We start from the raw sequence: 21,564 nt of genomic DNA on the forward strand, positions 1-21,564 counted from the left end.
TTTAGCCTTCAACGAGCGCTTACGCCGTCAGGCGGGCGATCGCCTCGTCCACCGTCAGCTCCTCGCGCTCCCCCGTCCTGCGGTCCTTGAGCTCCAGGACACCCTCGGCGGAGCGGCGGCCCGCGACCAGGATCTTCGGTACGCCGATCAGCTCGGAGTCGGTGAACTTCACGCCCGGCGAGACGCCCGCCCGGTCGTCGACCAGGACGCGCAGGCCGGCCGCCCGCAGCTTCTCGGAGACCTCGAGGGCCAGCTCGGTCTGGAGGGCCTTGCCCGCGGCGACGACGTGCACGTCGGCCGGGGCGACCTCGGCGGGCCAGCACAGGCCCTTGTCGTCGGCGGTCTGCTCGGCGAGCGCCGCGACCGCGCGGGAGACGCCGATGCCGTAGGAGCCCATGGTGACGCGGACCGGCTTGCCGTTCTGGCCGAGGACGTCGAGCTTCAGCGCGTCCGCGTACTTGCGGCCCAGCTGGAAGATGTGGCCGATCTCGATGGCTCGGTCCAGCTTGAGGCCGGTGCCGCAGTTCGGGCAGGGGTCGCCTTCCTGGACGACCACGACATCGACGTACTCTTCGACCTCGAAGTCACGGCCCGCGACGACGTTCTTGGCGTGCGTGTGCTCCTTGTTGGCGCCGGTGATCCAGGCCGTGCCGGGGGCCACGCGCGGGTCGGCGATGTACTTGACCTTCTCGCCCAGGCCCTGCGGGCCGACGTAGCCGCGGACCAGGTCCGGGCGGCCCACGAAGTCCTCGGCGGTGACCAACTCGACGGTGGCCGGGGCGAAGTGGGCCTCGACCTTGCCCAGGTCGACCTCGCGGTCACCGGGCACGCCGACGGCGACGATCTCGTCGTCGACCTTCACGAGGAGGTTCTTGAGGGTGGCGGAGGCCGGGACGCCGAGGGAGGCGGCGAGGGTCTCGATGGTCGGGGTGTCCGGGGTCGGGATCTCCTCGGCCGCGGGCACGTCGGCGGCGTCCACCGGCTTCAACTCGTAGGTGATCGCCTCGGTGTTGGCCGCGAAGTCGCAGTTCGGGCAGTCCGCGAAGGTGTCCTCGCCGGCGCCGGCCGGGGCGAGGAACTCCTCCGACTTCGAGCCGCCCATCGCGCCCGCAGTCGCGGCACAGATGCGGTAGTCGAGGCCGAGACGCTCGAAGACCTTCTGGTAGGCCTGGCGGTGCAGGGCGTACGACTGCGCGAGGCCCTCGTCCTCCAGGTCGAAGGAGTAGGAGTCCTTCATCAGGAACTCGCGGCCGCGCAGGATGCCGGCGCGGGGGCGGGCCTCGTCACGGAACTTCGTCTGGATCTGGTAGAGGATGACCGGCAGGTCCTTGTAGGAGGACGCCTGGTCCTTCACGATCAGCGTGAAGATCTCCTCGTGGGTGGGACCGAGCAGGTAGTCGCCGCCCTTGCGGTCGTTCAGGCGGAACAGCTCCGGGCCGTACTCCTCCCAGCGGCCGGTCGCCTCGTACGGCTCCTTCGGCAGCAGGGCGGGGAGCAGCACCTCCTGGGCGCCGATCGCGTCCATCTCCTCACGGACGATGCGCTCCACGTTGGCGAGGACCTTCTTGCCCAGCGGCAGCCACGTCCAGATGCCGGCGGCGGTACGGCGGACGTAGCCGGCCCGGACGAGGAGCTTGTGGCTGAGGACCTCGGCGTCGGCGGGGTCGTCGCGCAGCGTCTTCGCCATCAACTGGGACATGCGCTGGACCGGTGCGTTCGCCATGGTTCTCGTACTCCTGCCGGGTAAGGGTGATGGCTAGGAGGTTAGCCGGGAGCCCGGTGCGGCCGGAAATCCGTCTGCCGGGAATCCGTTGCTCGAAGAGCGGCCTGGCTCAGGGAGCGGCGTACTCAGGGAGCGGCGTACTCAAGGAGCGGCCTGGCTCGCGGGGCGGCCTTGCTTGCGGAGCAGGGGGAGGTGGGCGCCCATCACCGCGTACGGGCGGGGGGCGCTGGGGAAGAGGACGCGGCGGGCCAGGTCCTGGTAGCCGAGGGAGCGGTAGAGGGCTCTCGCGGGGCTCTCCGTGTCGATCGCGGAGAGGATCGAGCGGGGTTCTGCGGCGGTGTCCGTGATGGTGGTGATCAGAGCCCGGCCCGCGCCGCGGTTCTGGTAGACGGGGTGGACGTGGAGTTCCGTGATGACGAAGGAGTCGTCGAGCCAGGCTTCGTTTCCCAGGGCCCGGAGGTAGGGCTCCACGACGGTGGACCACCAGTGGGTGCGGTCGTTGGGCATGCCGTAGACGAAGCCGATCAGGCGGCCTTCGCGGGTTGTCGCGCCGAAGGCTCTCGCCCCCGGGTACGTCATGTGGCGAAGGACGATCTGTCTGCGGACGGCCACCTCGTCCGGGCCCAGTCCGAAGGCGATGGCTTGGACTGCCAGGGCCTCGTCCACGTGGGCTGAGAGGTCCAGGGGGCCGATGACGAGGTCCATGCCGGGAGCCTACAGGGGGGTTTCCGTTGTGTGCGGGGTGCGGGTTGTGTGCGCCCGTCGAAGGACGAACGTCTGCTCAGAACAGCACGCTCATGAAGGCGCCCACCTCCTGGAAGCCCACCCTCCGGTACGTCCTTCTCGCCGCCGTGTTGAAGTCGTTGACGTAGAGACTCACGACCGGGGCCACGTCCGCCAGGGCGTAGCGCAGGACCGCTGCCATGCCGGGGATCGCCAAGCCCTTCCCCCGGTGCTCCGGGGCCACCCACACGCCCTGGATCTGGCAGGCCTGGGGGGTCGCCGCGCCGATCTCCGCCTTGAAGACGACCCTGCCGTTGTCGTCGAGACGGGCGAAGGAGCGGCCGGAGCCGACGAGTTCGGCGACGCGGGCCTGGTAGAGCAGGCCGCCGTCGCCCACCATCGGGGAGACACCGACCTCCTCGGTGAACATCGCCACGCACGCCGGCATGATCGTTTCCATCTCGTCCTTGCGGATGCGGCGGACGTAGGGATCCGGGGCGATGTCGGCAGGCATGCGGTCGGTGACCATGAGGGGTTGGTGGGCGCGGACCTCGCGGGCGGGGCCCCAGTGGGGTTCGAGCAGGCGCCAGAGCTGGGCGGTGGAGTCGGCGGGGCCGACGATGGAGGAGCAGCGGCGGCCGGCCCGGCGGGCGCGGTCGGCGAAGGCGCGGACGGCGCGGGGGGTGGCGCAGATCGGGACCAGGTTGGCGCCGGCGTAGCACAGGGACGTCAGCATGCCGTCCTCGTACCAGCCCCACATCTCCCCGCCGAGCCGCCACGGGTCCAGGCCCGCGACCTGCACCCGGGAGGCCACGAAGGCGTTCGCGACCGGCTCGCGGTCGAGGACGGCGAGCGCGGCGTCCAGGTCGCTCGGTTCGAGGACCCGGGAAGTGGTCTGCGTCAACACGTGCGGGGCCTCACACTCGGGTCTGCCTGATCTCCGCACTGTACCTGCGGAAGCTGGGCAGTGCCGCCCTGTGGGGTTGCCGCTCGTTTGTCAAGTGGCTGTCGGCTTGCCGTGCCGTCCCTGGGGGCTGCCGCCCCCAGACCCCCGCTTCGGCCCTGAACGGGCCTCGTCTTCAAACGCCGGACGGGCTGAGTTTGCCTGGACCGGCACCGAGCAGTCGCCCCCTCGGGGTGGGTGAGGGCTCGGGACGGCGACCGCTCACCCCAAGCCCCGAACCGACCCAAGCCCCGAACCCGTTGAGATTGCCCGGACCAGCACCCAGCAGTCCGCCCCCCTCGGGGCGGGTGGAGGCTCGGGACGGCCACCGCCCACCCCAAGCCCCGAACCAGCCGAGATCGCCCGGACCGGCACCGAGCAGTCCGCCCCGACGGACACCCTCATTCCCGAGCCCGAGACACGCCGAGTCGCCCCGGCCAAGCGCCGAAAGGCCCGCCCCGCGCTCGAAAGGCCTCTCAGCCCGCCACCGACACCGACGGCTCGCCCGAGGTGACGCCTGCCGCCTCCATCTGTTCGGCCAGCTTCATGGCCTCCTCGATGAGGGTCTCCACGATCTTGGACTCGGGGACGGTCTTGATGACCTCGCCCTTGACGAAGATCTGGCCCTTGCCGTTGCCGGAGGCGACGCCGAGGTCGGCCTCGCGGGCCTCGCCGGGGCCGTTGACCACGCAGCCCATGACGGCGACGCGCAGCGGGACCTCCATGCCGGTCAGGCCCGCGGTGACCTCCTCGGCCAGCTTGTAGACGTCGACCTGGGCGCGGCCACAGGACGGACAGGAGACGATCTCCAGACCGCGCTGCTTGAGGTTGAGCGACTCCAGGATCTGGTTGCCGACCTTGACCTCCTCGACCGGCGGGGCCGAGAGGGAGACGCGGATCGTGTCGCCGATGCCCTGGCTCAGCAGGGCGCCGAAGGCGACCGCCGACTTGATCGTGCCCTGGAAGGCCGGGCCCGCCTCCGTCACGCCGAGGTGGAGGGGGTAGTCGCAGGCGGCGGCGAGCTGGCGGTAGGCCTCGATCATCACGACCGGGTCGTTGTGCTTCACGGAGATCTTGATGTCCCGGAAGTCGTGCTCCTCGAAGAGGGAGGCCTCCCAGAGGGCGGACTCGACGAGCGCCTCGGGGGTCGCCTTGCCGTACTTCTGGAGCAGGCGCTTGTCCAGGGAGCCCGCGTTCACGCCGATGCGGATCGGGGTGCCGTGGTCCTTCGCCGCCTTGGCGATCTCCTTGACCTGGTCGTCGAACTTCTTGATGTTGCCGGGGTTCACACGGACCGCGGCGCAGCCGGCCTCGATGGCCGCGAAGACGTACTTGGGCTGGAAGTGGATGTCGGCGATGACCGGGATCTGGGACTTCTTCGCGATCACCGGCAGGGCGTCGGCGTCGTCCTGGGTGGGGCAGGCGACGCGGACGATCTGGCAGCCGGAGGCGGTGAGCTCGGCGATCTGCTGGAGGGTGGCGCCGATGTCGGACGTGCGGGTCGTGGTCATCGACTGCACGGACACGGGGGCGTCACCGCCGACCGCCACGGAGCCGACCTGGATCTGCCGGCTCTTCCGGCGCTCGGCGAGCTTGGTCGGAACGGACGGCATGCCGAGAGAAATCGCAGTCATCTGCTGTGCAACCCCAAGTCGTGGATCAAGGTCCGGTCCCGTGAGCAGCGGGCTCCGGCCTCCGAGATTACGGCACGGGCACTGGCCCGAGCACATCCCGCCCGTCAACGCACCCATAGGAAGGCGGCCGGACACCGTCGGTGTCCGGCCGCCCCTGAACGCCGTGTGGCTAGGAGATTCTGACGGGGTTAACCACGTCCGCGATGAGGACGAGGATCGTGAAGCAGATGAAGATCCCGGCCACCACGTACGCCACCGGCATCAGCTTCGCCACGTCGAACGGGCCCGGGTCCGGACGGCGCAGCACCTTCGCGGTGTTGCGGCGCAGCGACTCCCAGAGCGCGCCCGCGATATGACCGCCGTCCAGCGGCAGCAGCGGGAGCATGTTGAAGAGGAACAGGGAGAGGTTGAAGCCGGCGAGCAGCATCACGAACATGGCCAGCTGCTGCGAGGCCGGGATGTCGAGGGTGGCGATCTCGCCGCCGACCCGGGCCGCGCCGACGACGCCCATCGGGGAGTCGGGCTCGCGCGGGCCGTCGCCGAAGGCCGCGTCCCACAGGGCGGGAACCTTGGACGGCAGGGCGGCGAGGGAGTCGACGGCGTCGCCGACCCGTTCGGTCATCCAGGTCACGGAGTCGCCGAAGTCCTGCTTGACGACGCCGGTGGCCGCGCTGAAGCCGAGGAAGCCGGCCTTGACGTACTCGCCCTCGACGTAGGCGCCGCTGGAGTCCTTCTTCGCGACCTGGTTGGTGGCGATCTTCGCGTGGAGGGTGAGCTCCTTGCCGTCGCGGTCGACGACGATCGGCACCTCCTGGCCGGCGCTGACGCGGATCAGGTCGGAGAGCGTGTCCCAGTCGTCGGTGCGCTTGCCGTCGAAGGAGACGATCCTGTCGCCCTTCTCCATGCCGGCGGCCGCGGCCGGGGAGGCCGGGTCGGAGGACTTGCAGGTGTCGCGGTTCTCGCTCTGCGCGATGACGCACGGGGAGACCGAGGCGACGGAGGTGGTCTGCTGCTGGATGCCGAAGCCCATCAGCACGGTGAGGAACAGGGCGACCGCGAGGACGAGGTTCATGAAGGGGCCCGCGAACATCACGATGACCCGCTTCCACGGCTTGCGCGTGTAGAACATGCGCGTCTCGTCGCCGGGCTTGAGCTCCTCGTACGCGGCTGTGCGGGCGTCCTCGATCATGCCGCGCCAGGGCGAGGTGGAACGGGCTGTTATCCGGCCGTCGTCGCCGGGCGGGAACATGCCGATCATGCGGATGTAGCCGCCGAAGGGGATCGCCTTGATGCCGTACTCGGTCTCGCCCTTGTGGCGCGACCACAGGGTCGGGCCGAAGCCGACCATGTACTGCGGGACGCGGATGCCGAAGAGCTTGGCCGTGGACAGGTGCCCCAGCTCGTGCCAGGCGATCGACACGAGGAGGCCGAACGCGAAGACCACTATGCCGAGGATGAACATCAGGGTCGTCATGCACGGACCTCCGCCGTCTGGGCCGTCAGTTCCCGGGCCCGGGCCCGCGCCCAGGTCTCCGCTTCGAGGACGTCGGACACGGTGAGTGAGGTTCCCGTGCGCGGGGTGCCGTGCTCGTCGACGACCCTGGTCACGGTCTCCATGATCCCGTTGAACGGCAGCGCGCCCCGGCGGAAGGCCTCCACGCACTCCTCGTTGGCGGCGTTGAACACCGCCGGGGCCGTCCCCGCGAGCTCGCCCACGTGCCGGGCGAGGTTCACCGAGGGGAAGGCCTCGTTGTCGAGCGGGAAGAACTCCCACGTCGACGCCTTGCTCCAGTCGAAGGCGGGCGCCGCGTCGGGCACCCGCGCGGGCCAGCCGAGGCCGACGGCGATGGGCCCGCGCATGTCGGGGGGCGTCGCCTGCGCCAGTGTCGATCCGTCCGTGAACTCAACCATCGAGTGGACATACGACTGGGGATGCACGACCACCTCAATGCGGTCGAAGGGAATGTCGTAGAGAAGGTGTGCCTCGATGACCTCCAGGCCCTTGTTGACGAGGGTCGCGGAGTTGATCGTGATCACGGGGCCCATGGCCCAGGTGGGGTGCGCGAGGGCGTCCTCGACGGTGACGTGCGCCAGTTCGTCCTTGGTACGGCCGCGGAAGGGGCCGCCGGAGGCGGTGACGACCAGTTTGCGGACGTCGGCGCGGGTGCCGGCCGCGAGGGCCTGGAAGAGGGCCGCGTGCTCGGAGTCCACAGGGATGATCTGGCCGGGCTTGGCGAGCGCCTTGACCAGCGGGCCGCCGACGATGAGCGACTCCTTGTTGGCGAGTGCGAGGGTGCGGCCCGCCTCCAGGGCGGAGAGGGTGGGTGCGAGGCCGATGGAGCCCGTGATGCCGTTCAGGACGGTGTGGCACTCGGAGGCGGCGAGCTGTGTCGCCGCCTCCGGTCCGGCGAGGATCTCGGGGAGCGGCTCCCCGGTGCCGTACTCGGCGGTGAGCGCCTCGCGCAGGGCCGGTACGACGTCCTCGCGGGCGACCGCGACGGTCCGCACCCGCAGCCGGCGGGCCTGCTCGGCGAGGAGGGCGACCCGGCCGCCGTTGGCGGACAGGCCGGTCACCCGGAAGCGGTCCGGGTTGCGCAGCACGAGGTCGATGGCCTGGGTGCCGATCGACCCGGTGGAGCCGAGGATCACCACGTCCTTCGGGCCGTCGCCCACGACGGGGTCGTAGACGAGGTGCGGGTCGGCGAGGAGGGCTGGACTGTCGCTCATCCCCCCATTGTGGCCGCAACGGATGTCCGGGTGGACAGGGTGTCCCCCACGGTCCCCCTCATGAGTGGGGTCTCGGGGGGACACCCCGCGGTGGCTGTGCGCCGGCTCACCTGATCGGGCGGTGGACGTTCTCCCGCTGGGACGGTCCCGGTGTGGCGTCGGCGATCCACGGACCCTCGCCCGACGGGTCGAGGATCCCCTCCTCCAGCCAGGTGTAGGTGCCTGTGAGGACGCCCTTGACGACCTTGCGGTCGAGGTCGTCGGTGTTGGACCACAGGCGGGTGAAGAGGGCGTCGACGCGGACGCGGGCCTGGCGGCAGAAGGCGTCGGCGAGCTGGTAGGCCTCGCGGCCGTGCTCACCGCGGGAGCGCAGCAGCTCGGCGCGTACGCAGGCCGCGCTCATCGCGAACAGTTCGGCGCCGATGTCGACGATGCGGCCGAGGAAGCCCTGCTTGGTCTCCATCCGGCCCTGCCAGCGGGACATGGCGTAGAAGGTGGACCGGGCGAGCTTGCGGGCGTGCCGCTCGACGTAGCGCAGGTGCGGGGAGAGGTCCACGCCGTCGGTGTGCTTGAACTCGGCGTACGACGTGGGTAGTTGGCCCGGTCCCGCGATCAGCTTCGGGAGCCACTTGGCGTAGAAGACGCCCGCGCCCGCACCTGCCCTCGCCTTGTCCTGGAGGGACTTCTCCGGGTCGATGAGGTCGCCGGCGACCGCGAGGTGGGCGTCGACGGCCTCGCGGGCGATCAGCAGGTGCATGATCTCCGTGGAGCCCTCGAAGATGCGGTTGATGCGCAGGTCGCGCAGGAGCTGTTCGGCGGGGACCGCGCGCTCGCCGCGGGCCGCGAGGGACTCGGCCGTCTCGAAGCCGCGGCCACCGCGGATCTGGACCAGTTCGTCGGCCATCAGCCAGGCCATCTCCGAGCCGTAGAGCTTGGCGAGGGCGGCCTCGATGCGGATGTCGTTGCTTTCCTCGTCGGCCATCTGGGAGGAGAGGTCGAGGACGGCCTCCAGGGCGAAGGTGGTCGCCGCGATGAAGCTGATCTTCGAGCCGACGGCCTCGTGCAGGGCGACGGGCTTGCCCCACTGCTCGCGGGCGGCCGACCACTCGCGGGCGATCTTCAGGCACCACTTGCCGGCGCCCACGCACATCGCGGGCAGGGAGAGCCGGCCGGTGTTGAGGGTCGTCAGGGCGATCTTGAGGCCGGCGCCCTCGGGGCCGATGCGGTGCGCGGCGGGGACCCGCACCTGGTGGAAGCGGGTGACGCCGTTCTCCAGGCCGCGCAGGCCCATGAAGGCGTTGCGGTTCTCGACGGTGACGCCCTCGGAGGAGGCCTCGACGACGAAGGCGGTGATGCCGCCCTTGTGGCCCTCCGACTTCGGGACGCGGGCCATGACGACGAGGAGGTCGGCGACGACGCCGTTGGTCGTCCACAGCTTGACCCCGTCGAGGACGTAGTCGTCGCCGTCCGGGACGGCGGTCGTGGCCAGGCGCGCGGGATCGGAGCCGACGTCCGGTTCGGTCAGCAGGAACGCCGAGATGTCGGTGCGGGCACAGCGGGGCAGGAAGGTGTCCTTCTGCTCCTGGGTGCCGAACATCTTCAGCGGCTGGGGGACGCCGATCGACTGGTGGGCGGAGAGCAGCGCGCCGATCGCCGGGCTCACCGAGCCGACCAGGGCGAGGGCCTTGTTGTAGTAGACCTGCGTGAGGCCGAGGCCGCCGTACTTGGCATCGATCTTCATGCCGAGGGCGCCGAGTTCCTTGAGGCCGTCGATGGTCTCGTCGGGGATGCGCGCCTCGCGCTCGATGCGGGCCGAGTCGACGCGGGTCTCGCAGAAGTCGCGCAGCTTGGCGAGGAACTCCTCGCCGCGCTGTGCGTCCTCGTCGGCCGGCAGGGGGTGGGGGTGGATGAGGTCGAGCCGGAAGCGGCCCAGGAACAGTTCCTTGGCGAAGCTGGGCTTGCGCCAGTGCTGCTCCCGGGCGGCCTCCGCGACCTGGCGGGCCTCACGTTCGGTGACGGTGGGCCGGGGTGAGGAGGAGGATGAGGGTGGTGCGGACATGAGGCTCACCTCGCCGCGAATCGGGATCTTGGACCTGAGTGGTTACCGACGGGTCCTACTCGATCGTTGGTACCCGATCCGGGACGAACCCACCACCCCTCGCGCGGCCGCTCAGCCGACGGTGACCGAGTAGGACTTGGTGTCCAGACGGCCCGTGCCCTTGAAGACCTCGGTGCCGGACTCGATGCCGGAGACGTACTTGTCGTTGCTGAGCAGCTTGCGCCGAACGAGTGCCTGGGTGAAGTCGTCGAGGTTCAGGGTGGCCTTGGTCGTGTTGGTGCGGCGGACGAAGGAGTACACCTTCCAGCCGATGTCGCCCTGGTAGATGTCCCACATCGCGCCGCCCAGGCTCACGCTGCCGTACTTGGTGCCCAGCGGGCCCGCGCCGCCCTGGCGGTTGAGCCAGATCATGATCTCGTCGGTGGGCTGGTCCTGCCAGTCCGCGGTGTTCTTGGTGTGCAGCCAGAGGTCGTGGGCGACGTTCATGACGCCGGGGTTGGCGGAGACGGAGAACTCCCAGCTCGCTGTCACCTTCTTGCGGTCGCCGACCCTGATCGGCAGCCCGGTCTTCGCCTTGTCCACCTTCCAGCCCCAGTGCCAGCCGAGGACCGTACTGGCGTAGGTCTTCACGTCGTAGTCCTTGCCGGTGGCGCTGTTGGCCCAGCTGTAGTTCGTCCCCCAGGAGATGGTGGAACCGGACTGGGAGTTGTCCCAGACGCACTGGCTGCCGACGGCCTTCTCCTGGTTCCACAGGTTGTTGTTCACGTAGTACTTGCCGAGCGTGATGGTGTCGAACGCGGTGCACTTCTTGCTCGACTCGTCCGCCTGGGCGACGGTGACACCGGCGGCGGCCGAGAGGGCGACCGCGGCGGCGGTGAGGGCCTTCGCCTTCTTCGAGAGGCGGGGGCGGCGGTGCTGCATGGGGGTCCTTCCGGGGGCGGATCGCTCTGACGTTCCCCAGTGGCCGCCGAGGGTGCGGAAGGTTGCCGTCCGCCACGGATGTCTCCCCCGTCAGCGCCCACAAGTGATAGGCAGGGCCCACCCCGGTGCCATCCCCCGGAAACTTGCTGTCGAAGCGCTTCGACAACCTATGGACACCCACCCCCGCTAGAGCTACTGTCGAACCACCCTCACCCGCCCCTGTTCGCAATGCGCACTGTCGAAGCGCTTCACAAAGCTTGGAGAGCTGGATGGTCACCCTCGCCGAGGTCGCCCAGCACGCCGGAGTCTCGGCGAGCACGGTGAGCTATGTCCTCAGCGGCAAGCGGTCCATCTCCGCGACCACCCGGCAGCGGGTCGAGCAGAGCATCCGCGAACTCGGCTACCACCCGAACGCGGGCGCGCGCGCCCTGGCCAGCAGCAGGTCCAACATCATCGCGCTGATGATCCCGCTGCGCACCGACATGTACGTGCCGGTGATGATGGAGATCGCCATCGCGGTCGCCACCACGGCCCGGACGCACGGTTACGACGTCCTGCTGCTCACCGGCGAGGAGGGTCCCGACGCCGTCCGTCGCGTCACCGGCAGCGGGCTCGCCGACGCGATGATCCTGATGGACGTCCAGCTCGACGACGAGCGGCTGCCGTTGCTGCGCGGCACCGACCAGCCCTCCGTGCTCATCGGACTGCCCGCCGACACCACGGGCCTGACCTGCGTCGACCTCGACTGGAACGCGACCGGCGCGCTGTGCGTGGAGCACCTGGCGACGCTCGGCCACCGCGACATCGCTGTCATCGGCGAGGCCCCCGCGGTCTACGAACGGCACACCGGGTTCGCCGAGCGCACCCTCGACGGACTCCGGTCCCGGGCGAAGGAGCTGGGCCTGCGGGTGCTGCACCGCCCGTGCGAGGGCGGGTACGACGCGATGGCCGTGACCCTGGCCCGGATCCTGGACGAACGGCCGGGCACCACCGGCTTCGTCGTACAGAACGAGTCGGCGGTCGAGCCGCTGCTCGCGCTGCTGCGCCAGCAGGGCCGGGCCGTGCCCGAGGACGTGTCGGTGGTCGCGATCTGCCCCGACCAGGTCGCCGTCCAGGCCTCGGTGCGGCTGACGTCCGTCGCCATCCCCGCGCAGGAGATGGGGCGGCACGCCGTGGAGCGACTGACGGCCAAGCTCGACGGGCGGGGCAGCGACGAAGTCGTGCTGATCGCCCCCGAGCTGACGGTCCGCGCCAGCTCGGGACCGGCGCCGGCCGGCACCTCCTGACACCCCGCCGCCCCACCTCACCGGTGTCCCTGCCCGGGCACCCCCTGACCGCCCGCCCCATGTCTCACTCCTCCATGTCCACTCCTCCAGGAGCACAGGAGCACCCCCCGTGAATCAGCCTGCCGAAAACCAGCCTCAGGTCAGCCTGGCGCAGTCCTCGCCCACCGTCGGTACCTTCCGTGAGCGGGACGGTGCGCTGGAGTGGAGCGGCCGCCAGGAGACCGTCCGTGTCGAGCCGTGGGGGCCGGACGCGGTCCGGGTCCGTGCGCGGCTCGGCGGTCCCGTCCTCGACGGTCTGCCCGGCGCGCTGCTCGAGGAGGCCCCGCCGACCTCGTCCACCGTCAAGATCGAGGACGGGCGGGGGCGGCTGACCGTCGGCACGCTGACCGTCGAGGTCGACGCGGAGGGCCTGATCCGCTTCCTGCGGACGGAGGACGGCGCCGAGATCCTGGCGGAGGAGCGCGCCCACTTCTGGTGGCCCGGCCCGCGCCTGTACACGGCCGTCGGCAACGGACACCACCGGCTGGAGCAGCGCTTCGCCGCCTACGACGACGAGAAGCTGTACGGCCTGGGCCAGCACCAGCACGGGCGGCTGGACCAGAAGGGGCTGGTGCTGGACCTGGTCCAGCGCAACGCCGAGGTCGGCATCCCGGTGCTCACCTCCAGCCGCGGCTACACCCTGCTGTGGAACAACCCGGCGATCGGACGCGTGGAACTGGCCGGCAACGGCACACGCTGGGTCGCGGACTCGGCCCGCCAGATCGACTACTGGATCACCGCGGGCGCCCCGGCCGAGGCCCAGCGCCGCTACAGCGCCGTGACGGGCCGCACCCCGATGCTTCCGGAGTGGGCGGCGGGCTTCTGGCAGTGCAAGCTGCGCTACCGCACCCAGGACGAACTCCTCGCCGTGGCACGGGAGTACAAGCGGCGCGGCCTGCCCCTCGACGCGATCGTCTGCGACTTCTTCCACTGGACGCACCTGGGCGAGTGGAAGTTCGACCCGAAGGAGTGGCCCGACCCGGCGGGGATGGTCCGTGAACTGGACGAGCTGGGCGTCAAGTTGGTGGTCAGCGTCTGGCCGTCGGTGTCCCCGCTGAGCGAGAACCACCCGGTGATGGAGCAGCGCGGCTACTTCATCGGCACCCAGTACGGTCCGCTGGCGCACGCCGACTGGCCGGACAAGGAGGTGGCGTCGACGGTCCAGGTGGCCTTCTACGACGCGACGAACCCCGACGCCCGTGACTTCGTGTGGTCGCGCGTCCGTGACAACTACCTGACCCCCTACGGCATCACGGCCTTCTGGCTGGACGCGTGCGAGCCGGAGCTGAAGCCGGGCTTCCAGGAGAACCTGCGCTACTGGGCGGGGCCCGGCCTGGAGGTCGGCAACATCTACCCGGCCGAGAACGCCCGCACCTTCTACGAGGGCCTGCGCGCCGGCGGCGAGGACGAGATCATCACCCTCAACCGCTCGGCGTGGGCGGGCAGTCAGCGCTACGGCGCCGCGCTGTGGTCCGGTGACATCGGCACCGACTTCGCGACCCTGCGCCGCCAGATCGCGGCCGGCCTCAACACGGCCCTGTCCGGCATCCCGTGGTGGAACACGGACATCGGCGGCTTCCACGGCGGCGACCCGGACGACCCGGCGTACCGCGAGGTCATGGTCCGCTGGTTCCAGTTCGGTGCCCTCTCCCCGCTGATGCGCCTGCACGGCTTCCGCGACCCGGGCATGCCGCTGGGCCCCGAGATGACCGGCGGCCCGAACGAGGTGTGGTCGTACGGCGAGGAGGCCGGGGCGGTCCTGGAGCGGTACCTGCGGCTGCGCGAGCGCCTGAAGCCGTACGTGCTCGACGTGATGCGGGAGGCCCATGAGGAGGGGCTGCCGGTGATGCGGCCGCTGTTCCTGGAGTTCCCGGAGGACCCGGCGACCTGGTCGGTCGACGACTCCTACCTCTTCGGCCGGGACCTGCTCGTCGCCCCGGTCCTGGAGTCGGGCGTGACGACCTGGACGACGTATCTTCCGGCGGGCGCGAGCTGGACGGACGCGTGGACGGGGGAGACGTACGAGGGCGGTGCGGCCGTGACGGTCGACGCCCCGCTGGACCGCATCCCGCTGTTCCTGCGGGACGGGGCGCGGCTGCCTGTAGCGGAGTAGCCGCGTCGGAACGACGGTGCGGCCGGTCCCGTAGGGGAGGGACCGGCCGCACTGTCGTGCGGGTCGCTCAGCTGCTGGTGACGGTCAGGTTGTTGGTCTGGAAGTCCAGGCCGCCGGACGACGAGGTGATCTCGAAGCCGAACTGGACGTCGCCGATGGTCTCGTTGCCCATCCAGCCCTTGGTGTCCTTGATCCACTTCAGGATCGGGAGGATCTGGACGGTGCCGGAGGTGGAGTCCGAGGTGCGCAGGAACGAGAAGACGTCCCAGTAGGTGCCGTCGGACCGGTAGGCCCGGCCCTTGTAGACGTTCCAGCTGTGCCCGCCGAGCGTCACGCTCTGCTGGAAGGAGCCGAGCGCGCCGACGGCGCCGTTGTAGTTGACCCACAGCATGGTCTCGTAGTCGTAGTCCGTGTCCCAGATGTCGTACGACGAGTTGTACGAGCCCGAGGACGGGACGGTGACGTTGTAGCTGCTGTTGAGCGAGCCGAGGGAGGTGATCGTCTTGTTGATCACCTTCTTGGCGTTGGGGTACGACTTGATGCCGCCGGTGTTGGGGTGGTTGGCCCAGACGCCCCAGTTGGTGCCTGAGTTGGCCCAGACGCACTGGCTGCCGGCGCCGGAGCCCCAGATGTTGTTGTAGAGGGTGTAGCCGTTCAGGCTGGTGTTGCCCCACTGGTCGCAGGAGCTCCAGACGGCCGCCGAGGCGGGGGCGGAGGCGAGGCCGATGGTGGCGCCGAGCGCGAGGGCCGGGGCGAGCAGGGCCTTGGTGACCCTGCCGAGGGTGCGTGTTGCCATGGTGTCCCTTCCATGGGTGGGGGGAATGTGCGGGGAGTCACCACGCCCCCAGGGTGAGGACGTGGTCTTCTCCGGCGACCAGGTCGAGCGGGTGTGCGCCGGAGGAAGTCCGGACTTCGATGCGGTGCGTGCGGTGCGGTCTGAGCACGGCGCGGGCGCCGGCGGGGCCCCAGGTCAGGTCGAGGTCCGCGCCGAACCGGGTGCGGACGCCCCGGAGTTCGCCCGCCGGGAGGGCGGGGGTGAGCGCGGGCAGCAGGACGAGCCGGCCGGGGGTCGACTGGACGAGCATCTCGACGAGGACGGCGGGCAGGGTGTGGGCGGCGTCCGCGTTGTAGACGTCGCGGTGGGGGTAGTGGGCGCTCATCAGGGACGCGTGGAAGAAGTCGCCCTCCAGGACCTGGGCGAGGGCGGCGGCGACGCGGTCGCCGTCGCGCAGGCGGGCCGCGATCAGCGCGTGGTGGAGGTGGCCGTGGGCGGAGTCGTTCTCGGCGCCGCGCAGCTCCAGGGCGCGGTGGGCGGCGGCGGCGAGGCGCGGGGTGTCGTAGGGGTTGATCTCGTCGAGGGGCCAGACGCCGTAGAGGTGGCTGAGGTGGCGGTGGTCGTAGGTGTCGTCGAGGCCGGGCCAGGCCCATTCGGCGAGGGCGCCGTCGGCGTTGATCCGGTGCGGTGGGAGGCGGTCGGCGAGGGCGCGCCAGCGGTCCGCCTGTTCCGGGTTCTCCGGGTGGTGGGCGGCGGCGGTGAGCAGCGCGTGCCGGGCCGCGGAGAGGTCCATGGCCGCGTTGAGGGCGCCCCAGCTCGCATTGGCGGGCCGGTTCTCGGGTGAGTAGGAGGGGACGACGACGAGCCGGCCGTCCTCGTCGGTGCGGGTGAGGAAGTCCTCGTAGAACAGGGCGACTTCGGCGAGCGCGGCGACGGTGCGCGGGTCGTGTTCACCGCGGGTCTCGTCGTGGTCCACGAGCGGTTTGAGCAGCCAGTCGGCGCCGGCGGTCCACAGGTGGAGGGGGTACTCGCGGCTGAAGTGGTACGTCAGCCCGGACTCGCCGTCGGTGTGGGGCGGGGCGACGACGCCTCGGGCGCCGAAGATCGCTCGGGCGTTCTCCCGCCAGTCGCCGATCTGGTTCTGGACCAGGGAGGCGAGCCCGGCCGTGACTTCGGGCAGGGCGGCGGACGCGGCCGAGGAGGTCTGGAGGTTGACGTTGGCGTCGGTGGTGAACGCGCCGGCCCAGGCCGTGTCCCAGTCGCCGGTCCACAGGCCGGTGAGCCGGGGCGGGAGGAGGCCGCTCGCGCTGAGGAGGTGGTAGCGGCCGGCCGCGAAGAGCCGCTCCAGGAGGGCCGCGCTCGACGGCCTCTCGAGCAACTCGGAGCCGGGCAGCGCGCGGTCGTCCGGGTCGGCGGCGAGGTCGAGGGTGACCCGTTCGTAGGCGGTCCGGTGGAGCGCCGTGTGCCGGTCGAGGAGGTCCTCGTACGAGCGCTCCGCGAGGAGGGCGCGCAGGGCGCCGGCCTCCTCGGTGACGTCGAGCTCGCCGGTGTGCCGGCGGACGCGCGTGAGCAGGAGGACGGATTCGGCGCCCAGGACGCGGGCGCCGGGTGCGGCGAGGGAGACGCTGCCGCCGGTGACCGCGGCGAGGGTGACGCCGGTGTACGCGCGGTCGCTGCCGGGGTAGCGGGCGCGGAGGCTGAGGACGGCGCCTTCGGGCGTGAGGAGGGTGCCGTGTCCGACGCCCAGGCTCTCGGGTGCGCCCGGGAGCCGGTGGTCCAGGGAGAGGTCGAGGGTGAGGCCGGGGGCGGTGACGTGCTGGACGATCACGTCGTCGGCGCGGGAGACGAAGACGCGGCTGGTCCGGTCGGCGCAGGTCGCGGTCACCTCGCCGGTGGCGAAGTCGACGGTACGGCGGTAGTCGGTCCGGTCCGTGGGCGGGCGGCGCAGGCGGGTCTGGAAGGCGGGGTGGAAGGGCTGCACCCACTGCAGTGGCCGTCCGTCCGTGAAGCCCTCGGCGGCCGTGAGGTCCCCGGCGAGGAGCCGGTCCTGGAGGGCGGGGAGCCGGGCGGCCAGCTCGGGGGGCTTGGCGTGCTCGGCGCCGTTCGGGCGGACCAGGGTGTGGTGGGTGACGATGACGCGGTCGTCGTTCGGATCACCGAACACGAGGGCGCCGTGGTGGCCGTTGCCGCTGAGGAAACCGTCCTCCCAGCGGGCGGCCGGCTCCCGCTCCCACGTGCTGTGGACGGGGCCGTGGGTGGTGGAGGGCATCGGTGGCGTCGGGGGCGCGGGAGTCGGTGGTGGTGTGGTTGGTGTGGGTGTCATGGCCGCAACACCACCACTCCGTAGCGGCCGAGGGCGACCGTGTCGGTGACCGGGTCGCCGGTGAGGAGGTCGGTGTGGGTGCCCGGCACGTCGACGGTGACCGGCTCACGGCCGTGGTTGAGGAGGAACAGCAGGTCACCGCGGCGTACCGCCTCGACGCCGGCCGGGAGGCCGTCGAGAACCGGCCGGGCGCCGGCCCCGGCGGCGACACGGGCGAGCAGGGCGCGCAGGGCGTCCGGTTCGGGGAGGGTGGAGACGTACCAGGCGCGGCCGGAGCGCAGGACGGCGGGCAGGCCGTCGAGTTCGCCGCCCTTGTAGGGGACCGACTCGGCGACCGTCTCCGCGTCGGGCTCGATCTCCTCCGACCACAGGGTGCCGCGGAAGCCGTCGCAGGCGACGGTCTCCCCCGGCTCCAGCGGCCACCACTCGTGCAGGGTGCGGATGCCGAAGAGCTCGCGCAGCCGGGCGTCCATGCCGCCGGCGCGGACCCGGTCGTCCTCGTCGGCGACGCCGGTGAGGAAGCCGCTGACGAGGGTGCCGCCGCCACGGACGTAGGCGAGGAGGTTGTCGATCGCGGCGTCCGTGAGGAGGTAGAGCTGCGGGACGACGACCAGCCGGTAACCGCTCAGGTCGTGTTCGGGGTGGGCGAAGTCGGTGGTGAGGTGGGACTCCCACAGGGCGCGGTGCCAGGCGTGCAGGACGGCCGGGTGGTCGACGTGGGTGGAGGGGCGGCCGTCCTGTGCGCTCGCCCACCAGGCGTGCCAGTCGTGGAGGACGGCGACGTCCGCGCCGATGCGACCGCCCGTCACCTCACCGCTGATGCGGGCGAGTTCCGCCCCCAGCTGCTTGACCTCCTGGTACGTCCGGCCCCGCTCCCCCGCGTGGCTGACCATCCCGGAGTGGAACTTCTCCGCGCCCTGGCGGGACTGGCGCCACTGGAAGTAGCAGACGGCGTCGGCGCCCCGGGCGACGGCCTGGAGGGACCAGAGGCGGTTGAGGCCACGTGGCTTGGGGTGGTTCACGCCCCGCCAGTTGACCGGGCCGGCCGCCTGCTCCATCAGCATCCAGGGCCCGCGGGCCTGTGAGCGGGTCAGGTCCTGGACGAGGGCGCCGTGCTGGGGACCGAGCGGGTCCCGGGGGTCGGGGTAGAGGTCGACGGAGACGACGTCCTCCTCCCCGGCCCAGCGCCAGGCGTCCTGGCCGAAGAACAGCGGCATGAAGTTGGTGGTGACCGGGATGTGCGGGGTGTGCCGGGCGACGATGTCCCGCTCGGCCAGGTAACACTCCAGGAGCATGTCGGAGGTGAAGCGCCGGAAGTCCAGTACCTGGGTGGGGTTCTTCAGGTAGTGCGGGGTGCGCGGGGGCAGGATGCCGTCCCAGCTGTCGTAGCCCTGGCTCCAGAAGGCGGTGCCCCAGGCGGTGTTGAGGGCGTCGAGGGTGCCGTACTTCTCGCGCAGCCAGCGGCGGAAGGCCGCGGCGGCCTCGTCACCGTGGTCGTAGGTGCAGTACTCGTTGTTGATGTGCCACATCGTGAGGGCGGGGTGGCCGGCGTAGCGGGCGGCCAGGTCCTCGGTGATGGCGGCGGCGTGACGGCGGTAGGTGGCGCTGGAGTGCGAGAAGTGCTGGCGGCCGCCCCACCACTCGGTGCTGCCGTCCTCGGTGCGGGGCAGGGTGTCCGGGTGGAGGCGGCCCAGCCAGGGCGGGGGCGAGGAGGTGGGCGTGGCGAGGACGACGCCGATGCCGTTGTCGTGCATCAGGTCCATGAGCCGGTCCAGCCAGCCGAACTCCCTAGCTCCCGGGTGGGGTTCGAGCTTCGCCCAGGAGAAGACGCCGAGGGTGACGGAGTTGACGCCGGCCTCCCGCATGAGGCGCACGTCCTCGTGCCAGGTCTCCTCGGGCCACTGCTCGGGGTTGTAGTCGCCGCCGAAGAGGATGCGGCCCCGGGTGGCATCGGCGAGGCCCGGTCGTTCGTGCACGGCCATCAGACGGGCTCCCCGTACTGGATGCCGCGCCCGTTGGTGGCGAGGTAGACGCGGCCGTGGACCCGCGGGTCGCCGGTGATCGTCTCGCCGATCCAGCCCCACTGGTGCCGGTCGTCGTTGATCCGCACCCACGTCTTCGCCTCGTCGTCGGAGCGGTAGACGGCGGTGATCGTCTCGGTGGAGCCGACCTGGTAGATCGCCGGGTAGGCGGCACCGTCGGCGGCCTTGCCGAAGCCGAGGCAGTACGAGGCCCAGCAGCTGGTGATCTTCGAGAAGCTCGCGCCCCCGTCGGTGGACCGGTAGAGCCCGTTCCACTTGACGCTCAGCCACAGGTCACCGGTCCTGCCCGGCGCCGCGACCAGCTTGAACTGGCTGTCCCCGGAGGGCAGTCCGGTCGCACGGGCCGTGAAGGTACGGCCGCTGTCCGCGCTGGCGTACAGCGTTCCCGTGTCGGTGTCGTACGCGTAGAAGAGCGTCGGGTCGGCCGGGTCGGCGACCGGCGTGGCGCCCTTCGGGAAGGAGGTGACCTCGGTCCAGGTGGCGCCGTTGTCCGCCGAGCGGTAGGCCGGGTACTTCGTGCCGTCCCAGTGCACGAAGGACCACAGCAGCACGCTGCCGTCCGCGTTGGTGGCGACCGGCCCCGGCGCGCTCTTCGCGATGTCGGGCTGGGCCTCGAAGGGCGCCCAGGTCTGTCCGCCGTCGTGGGAGCAGGCACCGTTGCCGTGGTCGCCCCAGCCGGTGCGGACGACGTACGACGGCTTGGCCGCGGCCTGCGCGAGTCCCGTCGCCGTCCCGAACACGGGGTTCGTCGCCATGCCGCGCGACGGGGACGCCGTGAGCCGCTCGTGGTACATCACGCCGATGTCCCCGGAGCCGCTGATCAGGTGCGCCTCCCCCGCCGGGGGCGAGATCAGCTGGCGCACGGACGTCTCCTCCAGGCCGCGGATCTGCGGGGCCCAGTGGACAAGGTCGCGGGTGCCGTAGAGGGTCGCGCCGGTGCCGTAGACGATGTGCCCGGAGTCGTACGGGTCGAGCGCGAGCGCCTGGATCCACCAGCCGAACTTGGGCTTGTCCTCTCCCCACTTGAGGTAGGGGGTCTCCGAGACGTCGAAGACGGCCGTGTCCTTCAGGGACGTCCAGGTGCGCCCACCGTTCGTGGAACGGAACACGGTGTCGACGGCCGCCCAGCGGTTGTTGGTGGAGACGACGACGGTGCCGGGGCGGCAAACATCCACGGCGACACCGCCGTAGCCGAAGCTGTCGGTCGAGCCGTCGCTCGTGGTCCCGCCCGGCTTCACCGGCGTGACCTCGGTCCACGTGCCGGTGGCCGTGGCCAGCTTGTGCACGCTGCCGTCGGACTGGCCGTTGGGGCCGGGCGCGTTGGCGTAGGTCACGTACAGCTCGCGGGTGTGCTTGTCGTACGCGGCGCGGACCGGGACCTTGGCGGCGGTGCCGGTGGGCTGTCCGGGGACGGGCTCCCAGGTGGTGCCGTCGGCGGTGCGGTAGAGGTTCGTGGCGGTGCCGTCGGCGTCGCCCCAGCCGGCGTAGACGGTGCGGCCGGCGGCGACGAGGAGGGTGACGCCCTGGCCGGTGGCGCTGGGCGTGGCGGGGAAGGTGCTGACCGCTGCCCAGGTGGCCCCGCGGTCCGTCGACTTGAGGAGCCCGTCGTGCCGTGTCCCCAGCCAGAGGGTGTCGCTGCTGCGCGGGTCGACGAGCAGGCGTTCACCCGTGCCCCGGCCGTCCTCGTTGGCGCCGAGCTTCACGGTGAGGTCGGTGCGGGTCCAGGTGGCGCCGCGGTCCTCGGAGCGGAGGATCGCGCCGTTGCCGGCCCAGGACTGGGCGTAGGTGCCCAGGGCGAGGTAGAGGCGGTTCGGGTGCGCCGGGTCGACGGCGATGGCCTCGACGCCGAGGAGGTTCCAGTCGTCCCAGCCGAGGTGGTCGGTGAGCGGGGTCCAGCGGGACGTGCGGTCGTCCCATCTGTACGCGCCGCCGATGTCGGTGCGGGCGTAGGCGAGGCCGCGGACGGAGGGGTGGAAGAGGACGCCGGTGACGAAGCCCGTGCCGCCGATGACGGCGTTGCGCCAGCGGTAGGTGGCGGCGGCGGTGGGTTCCGCCTGCTCGGCGGCGTGCGCGGATCCGCTGACCGCGGGAACGGCGGTCAGGGCTGCCGCGGCTGCCGTCCCGGCGAGGACGGTGCGGCGGGTGAGGGGGGAGGTGTGCATGGCTGTACCTCGCAGGGGTTGGATACCTGGACCTGGGTTTGCTGGGTGCCGTTGGCTGGTACCGGGGGGGTGGGACGCGCAGCCCGGCGCTGAC

The 21,564-nt window shown here is 71.2% G+C and carries 14 protein-coding genes; 2 read left to right on the plus strand and 12 right to left on the minus strand.

The window, feature by feature from the left end; all coding sequences use genetic code 11:
- Nucleotides 1–19: 19 nt before the first annotated feature.
- The 8 genes from IE263_RS16695 to IE263_RS16730 form a co-directional block, all read right to left on the minus strand.
- Nucleotides 20–1,723, minus strand: a complete 1,704-nt coding sequence (locus IE263_RS16695; RefSeq protein ID WP_189937135.1) for a proline--tRNA ligase — start codon at nucleotides 1,721–1,723, stop codon at nucleotides 20–22.
- A gap of 141 nt (nucleotides 1,724–1,864) precedes the next feature.
- Nucleotides 1,865–2,428: a GNAT family N-acetyltransferase gene (locus tag IE263_RS16700; protein ID WP_189937136.1), complete on the minus strand. Its 564-nt coding sequence runs from the start codon at nucleotides 2,426–2,428 to the stop codon at nucleotides 1,865–1,867.
- A gap of 76 nt (nucleotides 2,429–2,504) precedes the next feature.
- Nucleotides 2,505–3,353 carry a GNAT family N-acetyltransferase gene (locus IE263_RS16705; RefSeq protein WP_189937137.1) on the minus strand — a complete coding sequence of 283 codons (849 nt, stop codon included), beginning with the start codon at nucleotides 3,351–3,353 and terminating at the stop codon, nucleotides 2,505–2,507.
- A 512-nt stretch (nucleotides 3,354–3,865) separates the two neighbouring features.
- Entirely contained in the window at nucleotides 3,866–5,023 is a 1,158-nt protein-coding gene (gene ispG / locus IE263_RS16710) for a flavodoxin-dependent (E)-4-hydroxy-3-methylbut-2-enyl-diphosphate synthase (RefSeq protein WP_189937139.1), read from the minus strand.
- Between the two features lie 169 nt (nucleotides 5,024–5,192).
- Complete coding sequence (locus IE263_RS16715) at nucleotides 5,193–6,497, minus strand: M50 family metallopeptidase (RefSeq protein ID WP_506005095.1); 1,305 nt, start codon at nucleotides 6,495–6,497, stop codon at nucleotides 5,193–5,195.
- Complete coding sequence (gene dxr / locus IE263_RS16720) at nucleotides 6,494–7,750, minus strand: 1-deoxy-D-xylulose-5-phosphate reductoisomerase (RefSeq protein ID WP_189937140.1); 1,257 nt, start codon at nucleotides 7,748–7,750, stop codon at nucleotides 6,494–6,496. Before dxr ends, IE263_RS16715 begins: the two co-directional genes overlap by 4 nt.
- Before the next feature lie 106 nt (nucleotides 7,751–7,856).
- Complete coding sequence (locus IE263_RS16725; RefSeq protein WP_189937142.1) at nucleotides 7,857–9,809, minus strand: acyl-CoA dehydrogenase family protein; 1,953 nt, start codon at nucleotides 9,807–9,809, stop codon at nucleotides 7,857–7,859.
- Nucleotides 9,810–9,920: 111 nt separating this feature from the next.
- Nucleotides 9,921–10,730, minus strand: coding sequence for a GH12 family glycosyl hydrolase domain-containing protein (locus tag IE263_RS16730; RefSeq protein ID WP_189937144.1), 810 nt, complete (start codon nucleotides 10,728–10,730; stop codon nucleotides 9,921–9,923).
- Between the two features lie 269 nt (nucleotides 10,731–10,999).
- On the opposite strand from IE263_RS16730, the gene IE263_RS16735 reads away from it, so the two are divergent.
- Together IE263_RS16735 and IE263_RS16740 are read left to right on the plus strand one after the other, a co-directional pair.
- Nucleotides 11,000–12,016, plus strand: coding sequence for a LacI family DNA-binding transcriptional regulator (locus IE263_RS16735; protein WP_189937146.1), 1,017 nt, complete (start codon nucleotides 11,000–11,002; stop codon nucleotides 12,014–12,016).
- Nucleotides 12,017–12,125: 109 nt separating this feature from the next.
- The gene (locus IE263_RS16740; RefSeq protein ID WP_189937148.1) at nucleotides 12,126–14,168 is read left to right on the plus strand and encodes a glycoside hydrolase family 31 protein; all 2,043 of its coding nucleotides are present in this window, start codon (nucleotides 12,126–12,128) and stop codon (nucleotides 14,166–14,168) included.
- A gap of 67 nt (nucleotides 14,169–14,235) precedes the next feature.
- On the opposite strand, the gene IE263_RS16745 is transcribed toward IE263_RS16740, so the two are convergent.
- Genes IE263_RS16745 through IE263_RS16760 form a run of 4 tightly spaced genes read right to left on the minus strand, consistent with a single transcriptional unit; the run spans nucleotide 14,236 to nucleotide 21,470 of the window.
- Nucleotides 14,236–14,964 (minus strand): glycoside hydrolase family 12 protein, encoded by a 729-nt coding sequence (locus tag IE263_RS16745; protein ID WP_189937150.1) that lies wholly within the window; start codon nucleotides 14,962–14,964, stop codon nucleotides 14,236–14,238.
- A 37-nt stretch (nucleotides 14,965–15,001) separates the two neighbouring features.
- The gene (locus IE263_RS16750; protein ID WP_189937152.1) at nucleotides 15,002–17,212 is read right to left on the minus strand and encodes a glycosyl hydrolase family 95 catalytic domain-containing protein; all 2,211 of its coding nucleotides are present in this window, start codon (nucleotides 17,210–17,212) and stop codon (nucleotides 15,002–15,004) included.
- 50 nt (nucleotides 17,213–17,262) lie between these two features.
- The gene (locus IE263_RS16755; RefSeq protein ID WP_189937154.1) at nucleotides 17,263–19,248 is read right to left on the minus strand and encodes a beta-galactosidase; all 1,986 of its coding nucleotides are present in this window, start codon (nucleotides 19,246–19,248) and stop codon (nucleotides 17,263–17,265) included.
- Complete coding sequence (locus tag IE263_RS16760) at nucleotides 19,248–21,470, minus strand: sialidase family protein (protein WP_189937157.1); 2,223 nt, start codon at nucleotides 21,468–21,470, stop codon at nucleotides 19,248–19,250. The genes IE263_RS16755 and IE263_RS16760 overlap by 1 nt, the downstream gene beginning before the upstream one ends.
- Nucleotides 21,471–21,564: the final 94 nt, after the last annotated feature.

This window comes from Streptomyces aurantiogriseus, from assembly GCF_014649375.1.
In the GTDB taxonomy this organism is placed as follows: domain Bacteria; phylum Actinomycetota; class Actinomycetes; order Streptomycetales; family Streptomycetaceae; genus Streptomyces; species Streptomyces aurantiogriseus.